This is a genomic window from Stenotrophomonas sp. TWI809 (assembly GCF_039673205.1).
Classification (GTDB): Bacteria; Pseudomonadota; Gammaproteobacteria; order Xanthomonadales; family Xanthomonadaceae; genus Stenotrophomonas.
Genome location: NZ_JBDJLE010000002.1, coordinates 265,229 through 279,525 on the forward strand (window position 1 = coordinate 265,229; position 14,297 = coordinate 279,525).

Sequence of the window (14,297 nt, forward strand, 5' to 3'; positions counted from 1 at the left end):
TAGGGTGACCGGCTGCGGGATTTTCCGTCCCGCGCCCTCATCCAAGGAGCCCGTTTCATGTCGCGTACCGTAGTTTTGGCCGCTGCCATCAGCCTGGCGCTGGCGGCCTGTTCCGGCAAGGAGTCCACCCCCGTGACCGATACCCAGCCCGCCCCGACCCAGCAGCCGGCCGATGCGTCCGCCAACCCGCTGTTGAGCGCCAGCACGCTGCCGTTCCAGGCGCCGCCGTTCGACAGGATCAAGGACAGTGACTACCTGCCGGCCTTCAACGAAGGCATGAAGCAGCACCTGGCTGAAGTCCGCAAGATCGCCGACAACCCCGAGCCGGCCACCTTCGACAACACCATCGAAGCGCTGGAGCGCAGTGGCGAGACGCTGACCCGCGTGTCGCGCATCTTCTTCGGCCTGGTCCAGGCCGACACCAACGATGCACGCCAGAAGGTGCAGGAAGAAGTCGCCCCGAAGCTGGCCGAACACCAGGACGAGATCAACCTCGACCCGAAGCTGTTCGCCCGCATCAAGACCATCTACGACCAGCGCGATGCGCTGGGCCTGGACCCGGTGCAGAAGCGCCTGGTCGAACGTGACTACCAGGAGTTCGTGCGCGCCGGCGCGCAGTTGAACGATGCCGACAAGGCCTCGCTGCGCAAGCTCAACGTGGAAGAAACCACGCTGGCCACGCAGTTCCACACCCGTCTGGTGGCTGCGACCGCCGCCGGTGCCGTGGTGGTCGATGACAAGGCCAAGCTGGCCGGCCTGGACGAGGATGCGATCAACACCGCCGCCGCCGATGCCAAGGCCCGCAACCTCGATGGCAAGTACCTGCTGCCGCTGCAGAACACCACCCAGCAGCCGGTGCTCGGCTCGCTGAGCGACCGCGAGCAGCGCGCCGCCGTGCTCAAGGCGTCGGAAACCCGTGCTGAAAAGGGCGACGCCAACGACACGCGCGAGACCATTCAGCGCCTGGCCCAGCTGCGCGCGCAGAAGGCCAAGCTGCTCGGCTTCGAGAACTATGCCGCCTACAGCCTGGCCGACCAGATGGCCAAGACCCCGGCCGCCGCGCTCAAGCTGCTGACCGACACCGTGCCGGCGGCGACCGCCAAGGCGCGTGGCGAGATCAGCGAAATGCAGAAGGTGATCGACGCACAGAAGGGCGGTTTCAAGCTTGCTGCCTCCGATTGGGACTTCTACGCCGAACAGGTGCGCAAGGCGCAGTACGACCTGGACGAATCGCAGATCAAGCCGTACTTCGAGATGGACAACGTCCTGCAGAACGGCGTCTTCTACGCCGCCACGCAGCTGTACGGCATCACCTTCAAGCCGCGTACCGACATCCCGACCTACCACCCGGACATGAAGGTCTACGAAGTGTTCGACAAGGACGGCACCTCGCTGGCCCTGTTCTACACCGACTACTTCAAGCGTGACAGCAAGTCCGGTGGCGCCTGGATGGACGTGTTCGTCGAACAGGACGGCCTGACCGGTGCCAAGCCGGTGGTCTACAACGTGTGCAACTTCACCAAGCCCGCCGCCGGCCAGCCCGCGCTGCTGAGCTTCGATGACGTGACCACGATGTTCCATGAGTTCGGCCATGCGCTGCACGGCATGTTCTCGAAGGTGAAGTACCCGTCCATCGCCGGTACCAGCACCTCGCGCGATTTCGTCGAGTTCCCCTCGCAGTTCAACGAGCACTGGGCGCTGGACCCGAAGGTCTTCGCCAACTACGCCAAGAACTACAAGACCGGCGAGCCGATGCCGCAGGCGCTGGTCGACAAGATCCTCAAGGCCCGCACCTTCAACCAGGGCTATGCGACCACCGAGTATCTCTCGGCGGCCCTGCTCGACCTGGCCTGGCACACCCAGCCGGCCGACGCCAAGCTGCAGGACGTCGCCCCGTTTGAAGCGGCCGCGCTGAAGAAGTTCAAGGTCGACCTGCCGCAGGTGCCGCCGCGCTACCGCACCAGCTACTTCGATCACATCTGGGGTGGCGGGTATTCGTCCGGTTACTACGCCTACTTCTGGGCCGAGGTGCTGGACCATGACGCCTTCGAGTGGTTCAAGGAAAATGGTGGCCTGACCCCGGAGAACGGCCAGGTCTTCCGCGACAAGATCCTCTCGCGCGGCAACAGCGTGGAGCTGGCCGATCTGTACCGCGAGTTCCGCGGCAAGGATCCGTCGGTGGAACCGCTGCTGGTCAATCGTGGCCTGAAATAATCGCGGCATCCCGGTAGGTACCGACCGTTGGTCGGTACGCCGGTGACTGGCCGATACGCCTGCCACCGGTACACGCTGAAACCAAAACGGCAGGGGAAACCCTGCCGTTTTTTTTGGTTGCGGCTCCGCTGGGGCGGGCGCTGGGCCCCTATGCCCTTTCCGGCGAATGTCCTCCGGCGTCGGCCTGCGGCCGCCGCCTCCCCCTTTATTTCGCCTCCAAGGGCATAGGGGCCCAGCACCCGCCCCACCGACTCCGCGCATCACGTCCCCACGTGCACGCCTTCGGCGATCTCACTGCACCCCAGGTGATCCAGCGCGATCTCCAGCGCGTGCATGTAACTCTGCGCGCAGTAGCCGCGCGCCACGCCGATGCGCTGGCCCACCTCCGCTGGCAAGCACGCTTCCGGTGCGCGCGCATCGTCGTCGTGCACTTCCACGTAGGCGTTGTGCAGATGCGGCAGCAGGCGCTGCAGGCGCGCGCTGTCCACGCACGCACCCGGATCGAGCAGGGTGACTTCGCCGCGGCTGTGATCGGCCACGCGCAGGGCATCCAGCAACTCCTGCTCCGAGCCGCACGCGCGGATCGCCACCGTGGTGCCCGCATCGATCGCACGGTGCACCAGGGATTTGAGAACGAGCGGCGGCAACGGCTGCGCGGTACGGATCAGCTGCCCGGCCGCTTCCGGCCCGCGGATGATGAAGATCGACATGGTTCAGTCCTCCACGGCCTGCAGGCGATGGGCAGCGATCGCCAACGACAGGCGGCACGCGTCCTGGCGGCCGCTGCTGCACACCACCCGCGCGGCCGGAGCATGCTGCGGATGCAGGTGCTCGTCCAGCGCGTCGTCGTCGTTGCTGGCCATCTCGATGTACGGCGCCGGCAGGTCCTCCAGCGCGGTGCGCAGCGCCTGGCCATAACGGGCCCACTGCGGCGCATCGACCGCCGCGGTGGCGATCAGGACCAGTGCCGGGCGGCTGCGCTGGGCACGCTGCAGGCAGCGTACCAAGGTCGGCAGGGAGTCGCAGTCGCGGCAGGCCAGGCGGTGCCCGGCGACCCGCGCAGGCAGCGGCGACGCGTCCGGCACGGCGTTCGACGGTGTGTGCCGGATCAGCAGGATGGTCATGGAACGTCTCTTCGAAGCGCCCTTCGGCGCGGTGTCGCCACGATGCGGCCGCGCCCCGTAAAACCGCGATGCCGACCGGACGGCCCCTGCGTAAACAGTGCGTAGCTTTTTCAGCGCGGGGCAGGGAACTTGCCCGCCGTCCATCCGGTCACAGCCACACACTTCCTGGAGCGCCCGTATGGACACCCCCGCCGACGCCGCCCCCACCGACCATCGCCTGCTGCGCTGGCTGAGGAAGGAAGCCCTGCCGCTGCTGGTGATGCTCGGCCTGCTCGCCGCGGCGCGCGACACCTTGGCCAATCACTACCAGGTGCCCAGCGGCTCGATGCAGCACACGCTGATGCCGGGCGACCGGGTGGTGGTGGACATGCGTGCCTACGGCGTGCGCCTGCCGTTCACCTCGATGGAGCTGCTGCACACCGGCCAGCCGCAGCGGGGTGACGTGGCGGTGTTCGATTCACCGCAGGACGGCACCCGCCTGATCAAGCGCATCGCGGCGGTCGGCGGGGATCGGGTCGAGCTGCACGATGGTCACCTGAGCATCAATGGCCATCCGCTGGCCCAGGCCGGGGTCGGCGAGATCGAAGACTTCGGCCAGCATCTGGCGCAGCTGGATCTGGGCCAGGGCGGCGGGCCCGATATCACCGGGCTGACCGTCCCGGCGGGCGAGGTGCTGATGCTCGGCGACCACCGCGGCAACAGCGCCGACGGCCGCTTCTTCGGCCTGGTCCAGGCCAGCGCGCTGTATGGCAAGGCGTCGCACGTCTACTACCGCCGTGGGGAAGGCCTGACCTGGCAGGCGCTGTAATCCCGGCCACGATCTGAATCGATATCTGGATCGTCTCGATTCAGATCTATCAGGTTATGGATCGACCTGCCGGCGCTGCCTATCCTGAGCGCTGACTCCTCGCTCCGGCCCGTCCACGCGGGCCTTACCGGCATGAATGGCGACACCGCAGCGGTCCCCGATCGCAGCTCCCCGGCCACCGCAGCGGCGGACGGCGATCAGATCCAGCAGGGCACCCCGGCCTTCCGGCGCACGGCGGCCGCGCTGTTCCTGGCCGGCTTCTCCACCTTCGGGCTGCTCTACACGGTGCAGCCGCTGCTGCCCGAATTCAGTCGCCACTTCGGCGTCTCCGCAGCCAACAGTGCGCTGACCCTGTCGCTGACCACCGGTCTGCTGGCGGTCTCGATGCTGATCGCGGGATTGATCTCCGACCGCATCGGGCGCCGCAGCGTGATGGTCGCGGCGTTGCTGGCGTCCAGCGTGTTGTCTGTCGCCACCGCGATGGTGGATGACTGGACTACGCTGCTGGTGCTGCGCACGCTGCTCGGCATCGCGCTCAGTGGCGTACCGGCGGTGGGCATGACCTACCTCGCCGAAGAAATGGACAGCCGCGCGCTGGGCCTGGCGATGGGCCTGTACATCGGCGGCAATGCGATCGGCGGCATGAGTGGTCGTCTCATCGCGGGCATCGTCGCCGACCATTGGGGCTGGCGCTGGGGCATTGGCGTGGTCTCGCTGATCGCGCTGCTCAGTACCGTGCTGCTGTGGATCCAGCTGCCGCCCTCGCGCCACTTCCAGAGCCGCCGTGGCGGCCTGCGCGAACTGCCGGCGCGCTGGCGCAGCCTGTTCGGCGATCCCGGTCTGCCGTGGCTGTTCGCGACCGCCTTCGTGCTGATGGGCGTGTTCGTCACCCTCTACAACTACCTCGGCTTCCACCTGCTGGCGCCGCCGTATGGCCTCAGCCAGACCGTGGTCGGTTTGATCTTCAGCGTGTATCTGGTCGGCACCTTCAGCTCGGCGTGGATGGGGCAGCAGGCCAACCGCCATGGCCGCAGCCGCGTGCTGGCGATCTGCTACGGATTGATCGCGCTGGGCATCGTGCTGCTGGCGATGCCGTGGCTGGGCTGCATGGCGGCCGGCATCGCGCTGGTGACGTTCGGCTTCTTCGGCGGCCACTCGGTGGCCAGCAGCTGGGTTGGCAGCCGCGCCGGTGCGATGCGCGCCGAAGCGTCCGCCCTGTATTTGTTCGCCTACTACCTGGGCTCCAGCGTGGCCGGCGTGCTCGGCGGCGTGTTCTACACCCGCTGGGACTGGCTGGGCGTGTGCGGCTTCGTCGGCGTACTGACTGTAGCCGGTGGCGTGATCGCCTGGCGCCTGGGCCAGCGCGTGCAACCGGGTACCGCTACGCTCGCGCTCAGCCGCTGACACCCTGCAGCAGCCGGGTGAAGTGACCGATCAAGGGCGACGCCGCACCGCGTCGGCAGGCGACGTGCACTTCGGAACTGGCCGCGCGATCACTGAGTGCGACGAAGCGCGCGCCGTCCACCTGGATATGGCAGCACGAGGCAGGCAGTACCGTTACCCCCAGCCCCGAGGCCGCCAGGCTGATCAGCGTCGAGGCTTCCCCTGCCTCCTGCACGATGCGTGGGGTGAACCCCGCGCTGCGGCACAGCGCGATGACATGATCGTGGATGCCCGCACCCACCTCGCGCAGGAAACCGACAAACGGCTCATGCGCGAACAGCCGCAGCGCCACCGCCGCATCGGCCGGCAACTCACGCACCAGCGGATGCTGATCGTGCACCACCAGCGCAAGTGGATCACTGAAGAGCTTGCGAGACATCAGCGGCGCGGGCAGGGCACGTTTGCGGATCAACCCGACATCCAGCTCGCCGGCCATCAGCGCATCGATCTGCTGCAGGGTGTTCATCTCGCGCAGTTTCAACTGCACCTGCGGGAATTGCTGACGGTAGGCGAAGATCGCGCGCGGAATCTGCGTGGACAGCGGCGTGGCCCGGGTCAGCCCGATGCGCAGCTCACCGGTTTCCCCGCGCTGCGCGCGCTGGGTCAGATCGATCGCGGTCTCCACCCGCGCCAGCACCTCACGCGCCTGCTCCTGCAGCACACGACCGGCGTCGGTCAGTTCCACCCGGCGGTTCGCGCGCAGGAACAACCGCGCGCCGAGCAGTGTTTCCAGCTGGCGGATCTGCTGGCTGAGCGGCGGCTGCGACATCCCCAGCCGCTCGGCCGCGCGGCCGAAGTGCAGTGTCTCGGCGACGGCCAGGAAGTAGCGCAGGTGGCGGAGTTCGATGGACATGGGGCGTGCGTCAGCGCTCGGAATGACCACTTTCATCATAGCTGCGCGGACTGAACAGGTCCGGCTGGATCAGCTCGATGAACGCCCGCGCCTGCGGTGACAGGAAACGCCCGCGCCGCACGATCACCCCATAGCTGCGCTCCGGGAACCACGCACTCATCGAGCGCGTCACCAGTTTCTCGCGATCAGCATCGTGGAGGCAGAGCGCCGGCACGATCGAGATGCCCATGCCCATCGCGACGTACTGCTTGATCACTTCCCAGCCACCCACCTCCAGCGCCACGGTGTAGGGCAGCCGATGCCGCTGGAACACCTGGTCCACCAGCCGGTACGTGATCTGGCGTTTGGGCGGCAGCACCAGGGGGTACTGCGAGATCGCCTCCAGGCTCAGTTCGCCATGCGCCAGCGGATGATCGGGCGGGGCGATCAGCACCTGCTCGAAGCGGTAGGCCGGGGCGTAGCTGAGGTCGGCCGGCACGTCGGTCATCGAGCCCACCGCCAGGTCCGCCGCATCGCTGCGCAGCAGGTCGGTGCCGTCGGCGCTGATCGCGTTGTGCAGGGTCAGGCGGACGTCCGGGTGGCGCTGGCGGAAGCGCTCCACGATGCGCGGCAGCAGGTACAGGATGGTCGAGCTGTTGGCCGCGATGTTGAGCTCGCCGGCGTCCAGCCCTTTGACCTTGTCGCGGAAGCTGGCCTCCAGCCCGTCCAGGTTCTCCACCAGCGGCAGCGCCATCTCGTACAGCAACTGACCTTCGCGGCTGGGCACCAAACGGCGGCCGCTGCGCTCGAACAGGTTGACCCCGAGTTCGCGCTCCAGGGCCTGCAACTGCTGGCTGATGGCCGGCTGGCTGACGAACAGCGCCTCAGCTGCCCGTGAGACTGAGCCCAGGCGGACCGTCTGGCAGAACGCCCGCAGCGGCTTGAGCCGATCGGATTTGTAGGAAAACCGGGGACTTGGCGTGCGCGGCGTGGTCATGGCGTCACGAGTATAAGCCCACCTTATGTAAGCCATTGCAATAACTGCTTTGTCAAATATCGGCACGGCGGCGCACGGTGGAGCTCAACCGCACCGCAGGAGCCCGCCATGTCCGCCGTCGCTTACGCCACCGCCCAGCCCACCCCCGCCGATGCACCGGCCACCCCCGGCATTGCCCTCACCACCCAGCTGGCTGGCCAGTCCGCGCTGCTGCCGGCGGGGGTACTGGCGCTGCTGGTGTCGCTGCACCGGGCGGTGGAGCCGGAGCGTCAGCGCCGGCTGCAGGCACGCGTGGCCCGCCAGGCCTTCTTCGATGGCGGCGGCCTGCCGGACTTCCGAGCCGATACCGCCGAGATCCGCGCCAGCGACTGGCACGTCGCCCCGCTGCCGGAGGCGCTGCAGGACCGCCGGGTGGAGATCACCGGCCCGACCGACCCGAAGATGGTCATCAACGCGCTGAACTCCGGCGCCAAGGTGTTCATGGCCGACTTCGAGGATTCCACCGCCCCGGCCTGGCGCAACCTGCTGGCCGGCCAGCAGGCGCTGATCGGCGCGGTGCGTGGCGATCTGACCCACACCGGCCCGTCCGTGGATGGGAAGCCGGGCAAGCAGTACACCCTGCGGCCGTTCAACGAGCAGGCCGTGCTGATCGTCCGCCCGCGGGGCTGGCACCTGGATGAGAAGCACGTGCGCATCGATGGCCAGCCGATCGCCGGTGGCCTGTTCGATGCGGCGGTGTTCGCCTTCCACAACGCCCGCACGCTGATGTGCAGGCAGCGTGGCCCGTACTTCTACCTGCCCAAGCTGCAGAGCATGGAAGAGGCGGCGCTGTGGGAGACCGCGCTGTCGCACATCGAGGGCATGCTGGGCCTGCCGCACGGGCAGATCAAGGTCACCGTGCTGATCGAAACGCTGCCGGCGGTGTTCGAGATGGATGAGATCCTGCATGCGCTGCGCGACCGCATCGTCGGCCTGAACTGTGGCCGCTGGGATTACATTTTTTCCTACATCAAGACCTTCCGCCGGCACGCCGACAAGGTGCTGCCCGAGCGCGGCCAGGTGACAATGACCCAGCCGTTCCTGAAGGCCTATTCGGAGCTGCTGATCCGCACCTGCCACCGCCGTGGCGCGCATGCGATGGGCGGCATGGCCGCGCAGATTCCGATCAACCACGACGCGGCCGCCAACGAGCAGGCGATGGCGCGGGTGCGGGCGGACAAGCTGCGCGAAGTCACCGCCGGCCATGACGGCACCTGGGTCGCCCACCCCGCGCTGATCCCGGTCGCGCAGGCGATCTTCGACGAGCACATGCCCGGACCGAACCAGCACCGCGTGCTGCGCAACGACGTGCAGGTGGGCCGCGATGACCTGATCGCCGCGCCCACCGGCACCATCACCCGCGCCGGTTTCGAGGGCAACGTCGAGGTCTGCGTGCGCTACCTGGCCGCCTGGCTGGACGGCAACGGCTGCGTGCCGATCCACCACCTGATGGAAGACGCGGCCACCGCCGAGATCAGCCGCAGCCAGCTGTGGCAGTGGCTGCATACCCCCGGCCAGCACCTGGACGACGGCACCGCCATCGACCTGGCCCTGCTCGACGCCACCCTGGCCCAGCTGCCGGCGCGGCTGGGCGATAGCGCCGCGCTGCCCGGCAGCGCCCGCATCCCCGAGTCCATCTCGCTGCTGGCCGACCTCAGCCGCCGCGAGGAGCTCACCGACTTCCTGACCCTGCCGGCCTACGACCGCCTCGACTGACCACCCGCCATCCACCTGCTGTTACCGCATCCGTTCCCTTTGGAGATTCGACATGAGCACCCTGCAGACCGCCGAACAGATCCAGCACGCTTGGAACACCGACCCGCGCTGGGCCGGGATCACCCGCAACTACACCGCCGCCGATGTGGTGCGCCTGCGTGGCACCGTGCACGTGGAGCACTCGCTGGCGCGGCTGGGCGCGGAGAAGCTGTGGACGTACCTGCAGGAAAAGGACTTCGTCAACGCGCTGGGTGCGCTGACCGGCAACCAGGCCATGCAGCAGGTCAAGGCCGGCCTGAATGCGATCTACCTGTCCGGCTGGCAGGTCGCCGCCGACGCCAACCTGGCCGGCCAGATGTACCCGGACCAGTCGCTGTACCCGGCCGATTCGGTGCCGGCGGTGGTCAAGCGCATCAACAACACCCTGCTGCGCGCCGACCAGCTGCACCATGCCGAAGGCAAGGATGACATCGACTTCCTGCAGCCGATCGTGGCCGATGCCGAAGCCGGTTTCGGCGGCGTGCTCAACGCCTTCGAACTGATGAAGGCGATGATCGAGGCCGGCGCGGCCGGCGTGCACTTCGAGGACCAGCTGGCTTCGGTGAAGAAGTGCGGGCACATGGGCGGCAAGGTGCTGGTGCCGACCCGCGAGGCCATCGAAAAGCTCAACGCTGCGCGCCTGGCCGCCGACGTGATGGGCGTGCCGACCCTGCTGGTGGCGCGTACCGACGCCGAGGCCGCCGACCTGCTGACCAGCGATGTGGATGGCAACGACCAGCCGTTCACCACCGGCGAACGCACCGTGGAAGGCTTCTACAAGACCCGCAACGGCCTGGACCAGGCCATCAGCCGCGGCCTGGCTTACGCCCCCTACGCCGACCTGATCTGGTGCGAGACCGGCAAGCCGGACCTGGAGTTCGCCCGCAAGTTCGCCGAAGCGATCCACGCCAAGTTCCCGGGCAAGCTGCTGGCCTATAACTGCTCGCCCAGCTTCAACTGGAAGAAGAACCTGGACGACGCCACCATCGCGACCTTCCAGAAGGAGATCGCCAAATATGGCTACAAGTTCCAGTTCATCACCCTGGCCGGCTTCCACGCCCTGAACTACTCGATGTTCAACCTGGCCCACGGCTACGCCCGCCGCCAGATGAGCGCCTTCGTGGAGCTGCAGGAAGCCGAGTTCGCCGCCGCCGACCGCGGCTTCACGGCGGTCAAGCACCAGCGCGAGGTCGGCACCGGCTACTTCGACGCGGTGACCCAGGCGATCCAGCAGGGCCAGTCCTCGACCACCGCCCTGAGCGGGTCCACCGAGGAAGAGCAGTTCAACGCCGAACGGGCGGCCTGATCCAGGAAGGGCGGCCAAGGAAGGCCCACAGGGCGGCCGGTCGGGGATCGGCCGCCCTGCGTCGTCTCGGGACCCGCCTCTTCACATCGTCACACGCGGTAGAACACGCGTGTTTTCACGATCTTGGGGGGTAAAAGTCGGAAATGGGATAGGGCGCACAGTTTTGAGGAGTGCTATCCTCCATCGCTCACCAGGGGGACGCTGAAAAGCGGGTGTTCGGAAATGACCGGCAAGGGTGCGGCGGCGATCATGTGCGAACAGGAACCAGACATCGACCGCAAGGCGATGGCTGAGATCGTGCACGCCATCCTGAGCAACGGCGAGTCCGCATTGTTCTCCGAATTCGGCCGGCAACGCAAGCTGCCCTCAGGCACCCATCTGTTCCATCGCGGCCACGCCGGCAACACGATGTACGTGATCGTCAGCGGCTGCATCGAACTGGACTTCGGCGAAGACCTCGTCGTGAAGTCACTCGGTCCCAATGAATTCTTCGGCGAGCTGGGCCTGCTGATCGGCGACCACCAGCGCACGGCCGGCGCGCGTGCGGTCGAGGACAGCATCGTGCTGGAACTGGACCACGACGATTTCCAGCGTCTGGTCGACCGCGACCCTGGTCTGCTGGCCTACTTCCTGCGCCGCACGATCATGCGGGTGGTGAGCAACGAGCAGGTGTTGATCCGCCAGCTGCGCCGCCGCAACCACGATCTCGAAACCGCGCTGGACAACCTCTACGTCACCACTCACCAGCTCACCCACACGCGCGAGCTGGTGCGCACCGACGAGCTGACCGGCCTGCACAACCGGCGTGGCCTCGCGCTCTACCTGCAGGACTGCCGTGCGCAGGAAAACAGCGCGCCGCAGGGCCTGCTGCTGATCGACTGCGACCAGTTCAAGCAGGTCAACGATGTGCACGGCCACCAGGCCGGCGACCGCGTGCTGCAGAGCGTGGCCAACATCCTGCGCTCGGTGGCCACCGAGCCGGACGTGGCCTGCCGGCTGGGCGGCGACGAATTCTGCCTGCTGCTGCGCAGCGCCGACCAGGACAGCCTGCAGCACGCCGCCGAGTTCATTCTCAGCGCGGTGCATGGCCTGATCGGCCGTGCGCATGGCGTGCCGCATGTGTGCCCGGTCAGCATCGGGGTCTGTCTGATCGACCCGCAGACCGACTGGAGCGAGTGGTACGCCCGCGCCGACAATGCGCTGTACCAGGCCAAACGGCTGGGCGGCAACCGATTGCACTGGTCGCGATCAGCGACCGCCACACCCTGATCGGGAGATCGGCATGAACGGCGACAACGGAACGTCGACCCAGGCCCCGCAGATGCGGGCGCTGCTGTTCACCGATCTGTGCGACTCGTTGATCCTGGTGGAGCGGATTGGCGATGCGGCGGCGGCGGAGCTGTTCCAGGCGCATGACCGGCTGGTGCTGGTGTTGCAGCAACCGTGGAATGGTCGCCTGATCGATCGTTCCGATGGCCTGCTGCTGTTGTTCGAGCGCGCCATCGATGGTCTCGGCTTTGCGCTGGATTACCAGCGCGGCCTGCAGGAGATCGGCAAGCAACGCAACATCGTGCTGCGCGCACGCGCGGGCCTGCACGTCGGCGAAGTGCTGACCTGGGAAAACAGCCCCGAGGCGATCAAGGTTGGGGCCAAATCGCTGGAGGTCGAGGGCCTGGCCAAGCCGATGGCCGCGCGCCTGATGGCCCTTGCCCGGCCCGGGCAGATCCTGCTCTCGGCCGTGGCCGAATCGCTGACCCATCGCGCGGTGGGCGAGCTGGGGGAGCGTGGCGAGCGACTGGTGTGGAAATCGCACGGCGGCTGGCGGTTCAAGGGCATGCCCGGTCGCCAGGACATCCATGAAGTGGGCGAACCGGAGTTTGCGCCGCTGCGTGCCCCACGCGGCAGCCCCAAGGCCCGCCGTGCCGTGCCGCTGTGGCGCCGGCCGATGACACTGCTGGCCGAGGTGGCGCTGGTGGCAGGCATGGTCTTCGGCACCTGGGCCTTTCTACGCCCGACGCCGGCCATTGCCTTCGGCGAACGGGATTGGGTGGTACTGGGCAACCTCCATAACCTGACCGGCAATGCACTGCTGGACGACAGTCTTCAACAGGCGTTCCGCATTTCTCTGGAGCAGTCGCGTTACGTCAATGTGCTCAGCGACATGAAGGTGCAGGAAACGCTGGAGCGGATGCGTCGCGAAGGTGGAGCGCTGGACCGCGACGCGGCGATCGAGGTCGCGCTGCGTGAGGGTGCCAGAGCCGTGATCGTACCCACCGTGGCCGAAGTGCATGGGCGGCTGCGTGTTTCACTGGAACTGATCGATCCCAACACCGGCAATACGGCGTGGTCCGACCATGCCGATGGCCGCGGCATGGAATCCCTGCTGGGATCCACCGATGACGTCGTGGCTCAGATGCGCGTGGAGCTCGGCGAGGCCATGCATGACATCTCGCGGGACTCGATGCCGCTGCCCAAGGTGGCGACGGCCAGCCTGGATGCGCTGCATGCCTACGCGATGGGCGTCAAAGCATACGGCGATGGACGCTATGACGACGCGCAGCGGTTTTTCGGGCAGGCGGTGCGTTTCGATCCGGACTTCGCGTTCGCCTACCTGGCACAGCTGCGCATCCAGTGGGGCCGGGGCAATCCCGAAGGGGCCCGGCAATCGCTGGCCGCGGCAAAACGCGCTGCCGGTCGCTTGTCAGGGCGGGATCGGCTGTACATGGACGCCTGGGATGCCGATCTCAACGGCGCCGGAACACTCGCCACGGCCGAAAAGTGGAAGCTCTTGGGCGATCTCTATCCCGATTACCACGGCGCCCATGCCAACTACGCCTGGTCCATGCTGAGCGTGGGGCGGTATAGCGAGTCCGAGCAGGCTGCACGCAAGGCCGCTGTCGCACAGAACCCGTTGCAGGCCATGGCGTTGCAGGCGCTCGGTCGCGCCGAGCTGGCGCAGAATCACGCCGATGCGGCACTGCGCAGCTATCGTCAATCCGCACGGATCGGTCAATGGTCAGTGAACCGCCACATGGTCGCCGCGCTCGCCGCTCATGGCGACCTGGTGGGCGCCCAGCGCATGCTTGCCGCCGCTCGGGAGGATGATCTTGCCATGCACCTGGAGGGCACCGCCGTCGCGTTGGACGCAGGCGAGCCGGCGGCGGCACTGCGGGCCAATGCAGGTGCGCTGCGCCACTGTGGTGACAATGCGCGGATCTGCGGAATGTTCCAGGCGCAGTCGCTTTCGCTGGCCAGCATTGCCGTGCGAAAGGCCGGCGCACACGAATATGAGCAGCTTATCGCCACCATGATCGCGCAGGCGGCCGATCCTGCGGCAGGCGAGCGGGGAGAGTGGCTGTACATGGCCGCTGCCTCGGCCTATCTCGCGCAACGCGCCGAGCTCTATGACGTGGCACGTCGCCAGTTGCCGCATCTGCAGCGACTTGCCAAGGCACTGGATGACCCGCGTGGAACGCAGATGGTGGCGGTGCTGGTGGCCAACCAGGATCGCGTGGATGGCCGGGCTGCGCAATCGGTGCAGCGCTTGCGCGCGCTCATCGACGGCAGCGAGTTGTTCCAGGTCCACGTCGCCCTGCAGGACAGCCTGGTGGCCGCCGGGGACCAGGTGGCTGCCGCCGCCGAGCAACGCTGGCTGGCGACACAACGCGGCAGGGCCTACGCGGAGAACGCCGGTTCCTATCTCCTGCAGGCGCTGAATGTCCATGACAGCCGGGCCGCACAACGACGTCTGGACGCGACGTCGTTGCAGTAACCGCCAG

The 14,297-nt window shown here is 67.3% G+C and carries 11 protein-coding genes; 7 read left to right on the forward strand and 4 right to left on the reverse strand.

What is annotated here, in order from left to right; translation table 11 throughout:
- Positions 1-57 precede the first annotated feature (57 nt).
- The gene (gene dcp / locus ABE472_RS02865; protein ID WP_019184865.1) at positions 58-2,214 is read left to right on the forward strand and encodes a peptidyl-dipeptidase Dcp; all 2,157 of its coding nucleotides are present in this window, start codon (positions 58-60) and stop codon (positions 2,212-2,214) included.
- Positions 2,215-2,474: 260 nt separating this feature from the next.
- Here the strand turns inward: dcp and ABE472_RS02870 are convergent, their stop codons facing one another.
- Both ABE472_RS02870 and ABE472_RS02875 read right to left on the reverse strand, forming a co-directional pair.
- Positions 2,475-2,924, reverse strand: a complete 450-nt coding sequence (locus ABE472_RS02870) for a 3-dehydroquinate dehydratase (RefSeq protein WP_346465407.1) — start codon at positions 2,922-2,924, stop codon at positions 2,475-2,477.
- A gap of 3 nt (positions 2,925-2,927) precedes the next feature.
- On the reverse strand, positions 2,928-3,338 hold the full coding sequence (locus tag ABE472_RS02875) for a hypothetical protein (RefSeq protein WP_346465409.1): 411 nt from the start codon (positions 3,336-3,338) through the stop codon (positions 2,928-2,930).
- Positions 3,339-3,516: 178 nt separating this feature from the next.
- Here ABE472_RS02875 and lepB point away from each other — a divergent pair, with 178 nt between their 5' ends.
- Positions 3,517-4,146 (forward strand): signal peptidase I, encoded by a 630-nt coding sequence (gene lepB, locus ABE472_RS02880; RefSeq protein WP_346465411.1) that lies wholly within the window; start codon positions 3,517-3,519, stop codon positions 4,144-4,146.
- 132 nt (positions 4,147-4,278) lie between these two features.
- Positions 4,279-5,550: an MFS transporter gene (locus ABE472_RS02885; RefSeq protein ID WP_313219869.1), complete on the forward strand. Its 1,272-nt coding sequence runs from the start codon at positions 4,279-4,281 to the stop codon at positions 5,548-5,550.
- On the opposite strand, the gene ABE472_RS02890 is transcribed toward ABE472_RS02885, so the two are convergent.
- Complete coding sequence (locus tag ABE472_RS02890; RefSeq protein WP_102788821.1) at positions 5,540-6,442, reverse strand: LysR substrate-binding domain-containing protein; 903 nt, start codon at positions 6,440-6,442, stop codon at positions 5,540-5,542. The genes ABE472_RS02885 and ABE472_RS02890 overlap by 11 nt on opposite strands.
- Before the next feature lie 10 nt (positions 6,443-6,452).
- The gene (locus ABE472_RS02895; RefSeq protein WP_121044373.1) at positions 6,453-7,418 is read right to left on the reverse strand and encodes a LysR substrate-binding domain-containing protein; all 966 of its coding nucleotides are present in this window, start codon (positions 7,416-7,418) and stop codon (positions 6,453-6,455) included.
- A gap of 108 nt (positions 7,419-7,526) precedes the next feature.
- Between ABE472_RS02895 and aceB the strand changes: the two genes are divergently transcribed.
- The 4 genes from aceB (at position 7,527) to ABE472_RS02915 (ending at position 14,290) form a co-directional block, all read left to right on the forward strand.
- Positions 7,527-9,173 carry a malate synthase A gene (aceB, locus tag ABE472_RS02900; protein ID WP_346465414.1) on the forward strand — a complete coding sequence of 549 codons (1,647 nt, stop codon included), beginning with the start codon at positions 7,527-7,529 and terminating at the stop codon, positions 9,171-9,173.
- Between the two features lie 52 nt (positions 9,174-9,225).
- A complete protein-coding gene (gene aceA / locus ABE472_RS02905; RefSeq protein WP_284128539.1) occupies positions 9,226-10,518 on the forward strand; it encodes an isocitrate lyase in 1,293 nt (430 codons plus the stop codon).
- Between the two features lie 222 nt (positions 10,519-10,740).
- On the forward strand, positions 10,741-11,787 hold the full coding sequence (locus ABE472_RS02910) for a GGDEF domain-containing protein (protein WP_313208905.1): 1,047 nt from the start codon (positions 10,741-10,743) through the stop codon (positions 11,785-11,787).
- 13 nt (positions 11,788-11,800) lie between these two features.
- A complete protein-coding gene (locus ABE472_RS02915; protein ID WP_346465417.1) occupies positions 11,801-14,290 on the forward strand; it encodes a putative peptide modification system cyclase in 2,490 nt (829 codons plus the stop codon).
- Positions 14,291-14,297: the final 7 nt, after the last annotated feature.

What these genes read in the sequence shown, in the direction of transcription:
- dcp (WP_019184865.1), top strand. Translation starts at nt 58, where the DNA reads ATGTCGCGTACCGTAGTTTTGGCCGCTGCCATCAGCCTGGCGCTGGCG.
- ABE472_RS02870 (WP_346465407.1), bottom strand. Translation starts at nt 2,924, where the DNA reads ATGTCGATCTTCATCATCCGCGGGCCGGAAGCGGCCGGGCAGCTGATC.
- ABE472_RS02875 (WP_346465409.1), bottom strand. Translation starts at nt 3,338, where the DNA reads ATGACCATCCTGCTGATCCGGCACACACCGTCGAACGCCGTGCCGGAC.
- lepB (WP_346465411.1), top strand. Translation starts at nt 3,517, where the DNA reads ATGGACACCCCCGCCGACGCCGCCCCCACCGACCATCGCCTGCTGCGC.
- ABE472_RS02885 (WP_313219869.1), top strand. Translation starts at nt 4,279, where the DNA reads ATGAATGGCGACACCGCAGCGGTCCCCGATCGCAGCTCCCCGGCCACC.
- ABE472_RS02890 (WP_102788821.1), bottom strand. Translation starts at nt 6,442, where the DNA reads ATGTCCATCGAACTCCGCCACCTGCGCTACTTCCTGGCCGTCGCCGAG.
- ABE472_RS02895 (WP_121044373.1), bottom strand. Translation starts at nt 7,418, where the DNA reads ATGACCACGCCGCGCACGCCAAGTCCCCGGTTTTCCTACAAATCCGAT.
- aceB (WP_346465414.1), top strand. Translation starts at nt 7,527, where the DNA reads ATGTCCGCCGTCGCTTACGCCACCGCCCAGCCCACCCCCGCCGATGCA.
- aceA (WP_284128539.1), top strand. Translation starts at nt 9,226, where the DNA reads ATGAGCACCCTGCAGACCGCCGAACAGATCCAGCACGCTTGGAACACC.
- ABE472_RS02910 (WP_313208905.1), top strand. Translation starts at nt 10,741, where the DNA reads ATGACCGGCAAGGGTGCGGCGGCGATCATGTGCGAACAGGAACCAGAC.
- ABE472_RS02915 (WP_346465417.1), top strand. Translation starts at nt 11,801, where the DNA reads ATGAACGGCGACAACGGAACGTCGACCCAGGCCCCGCAGATGCGGGCG.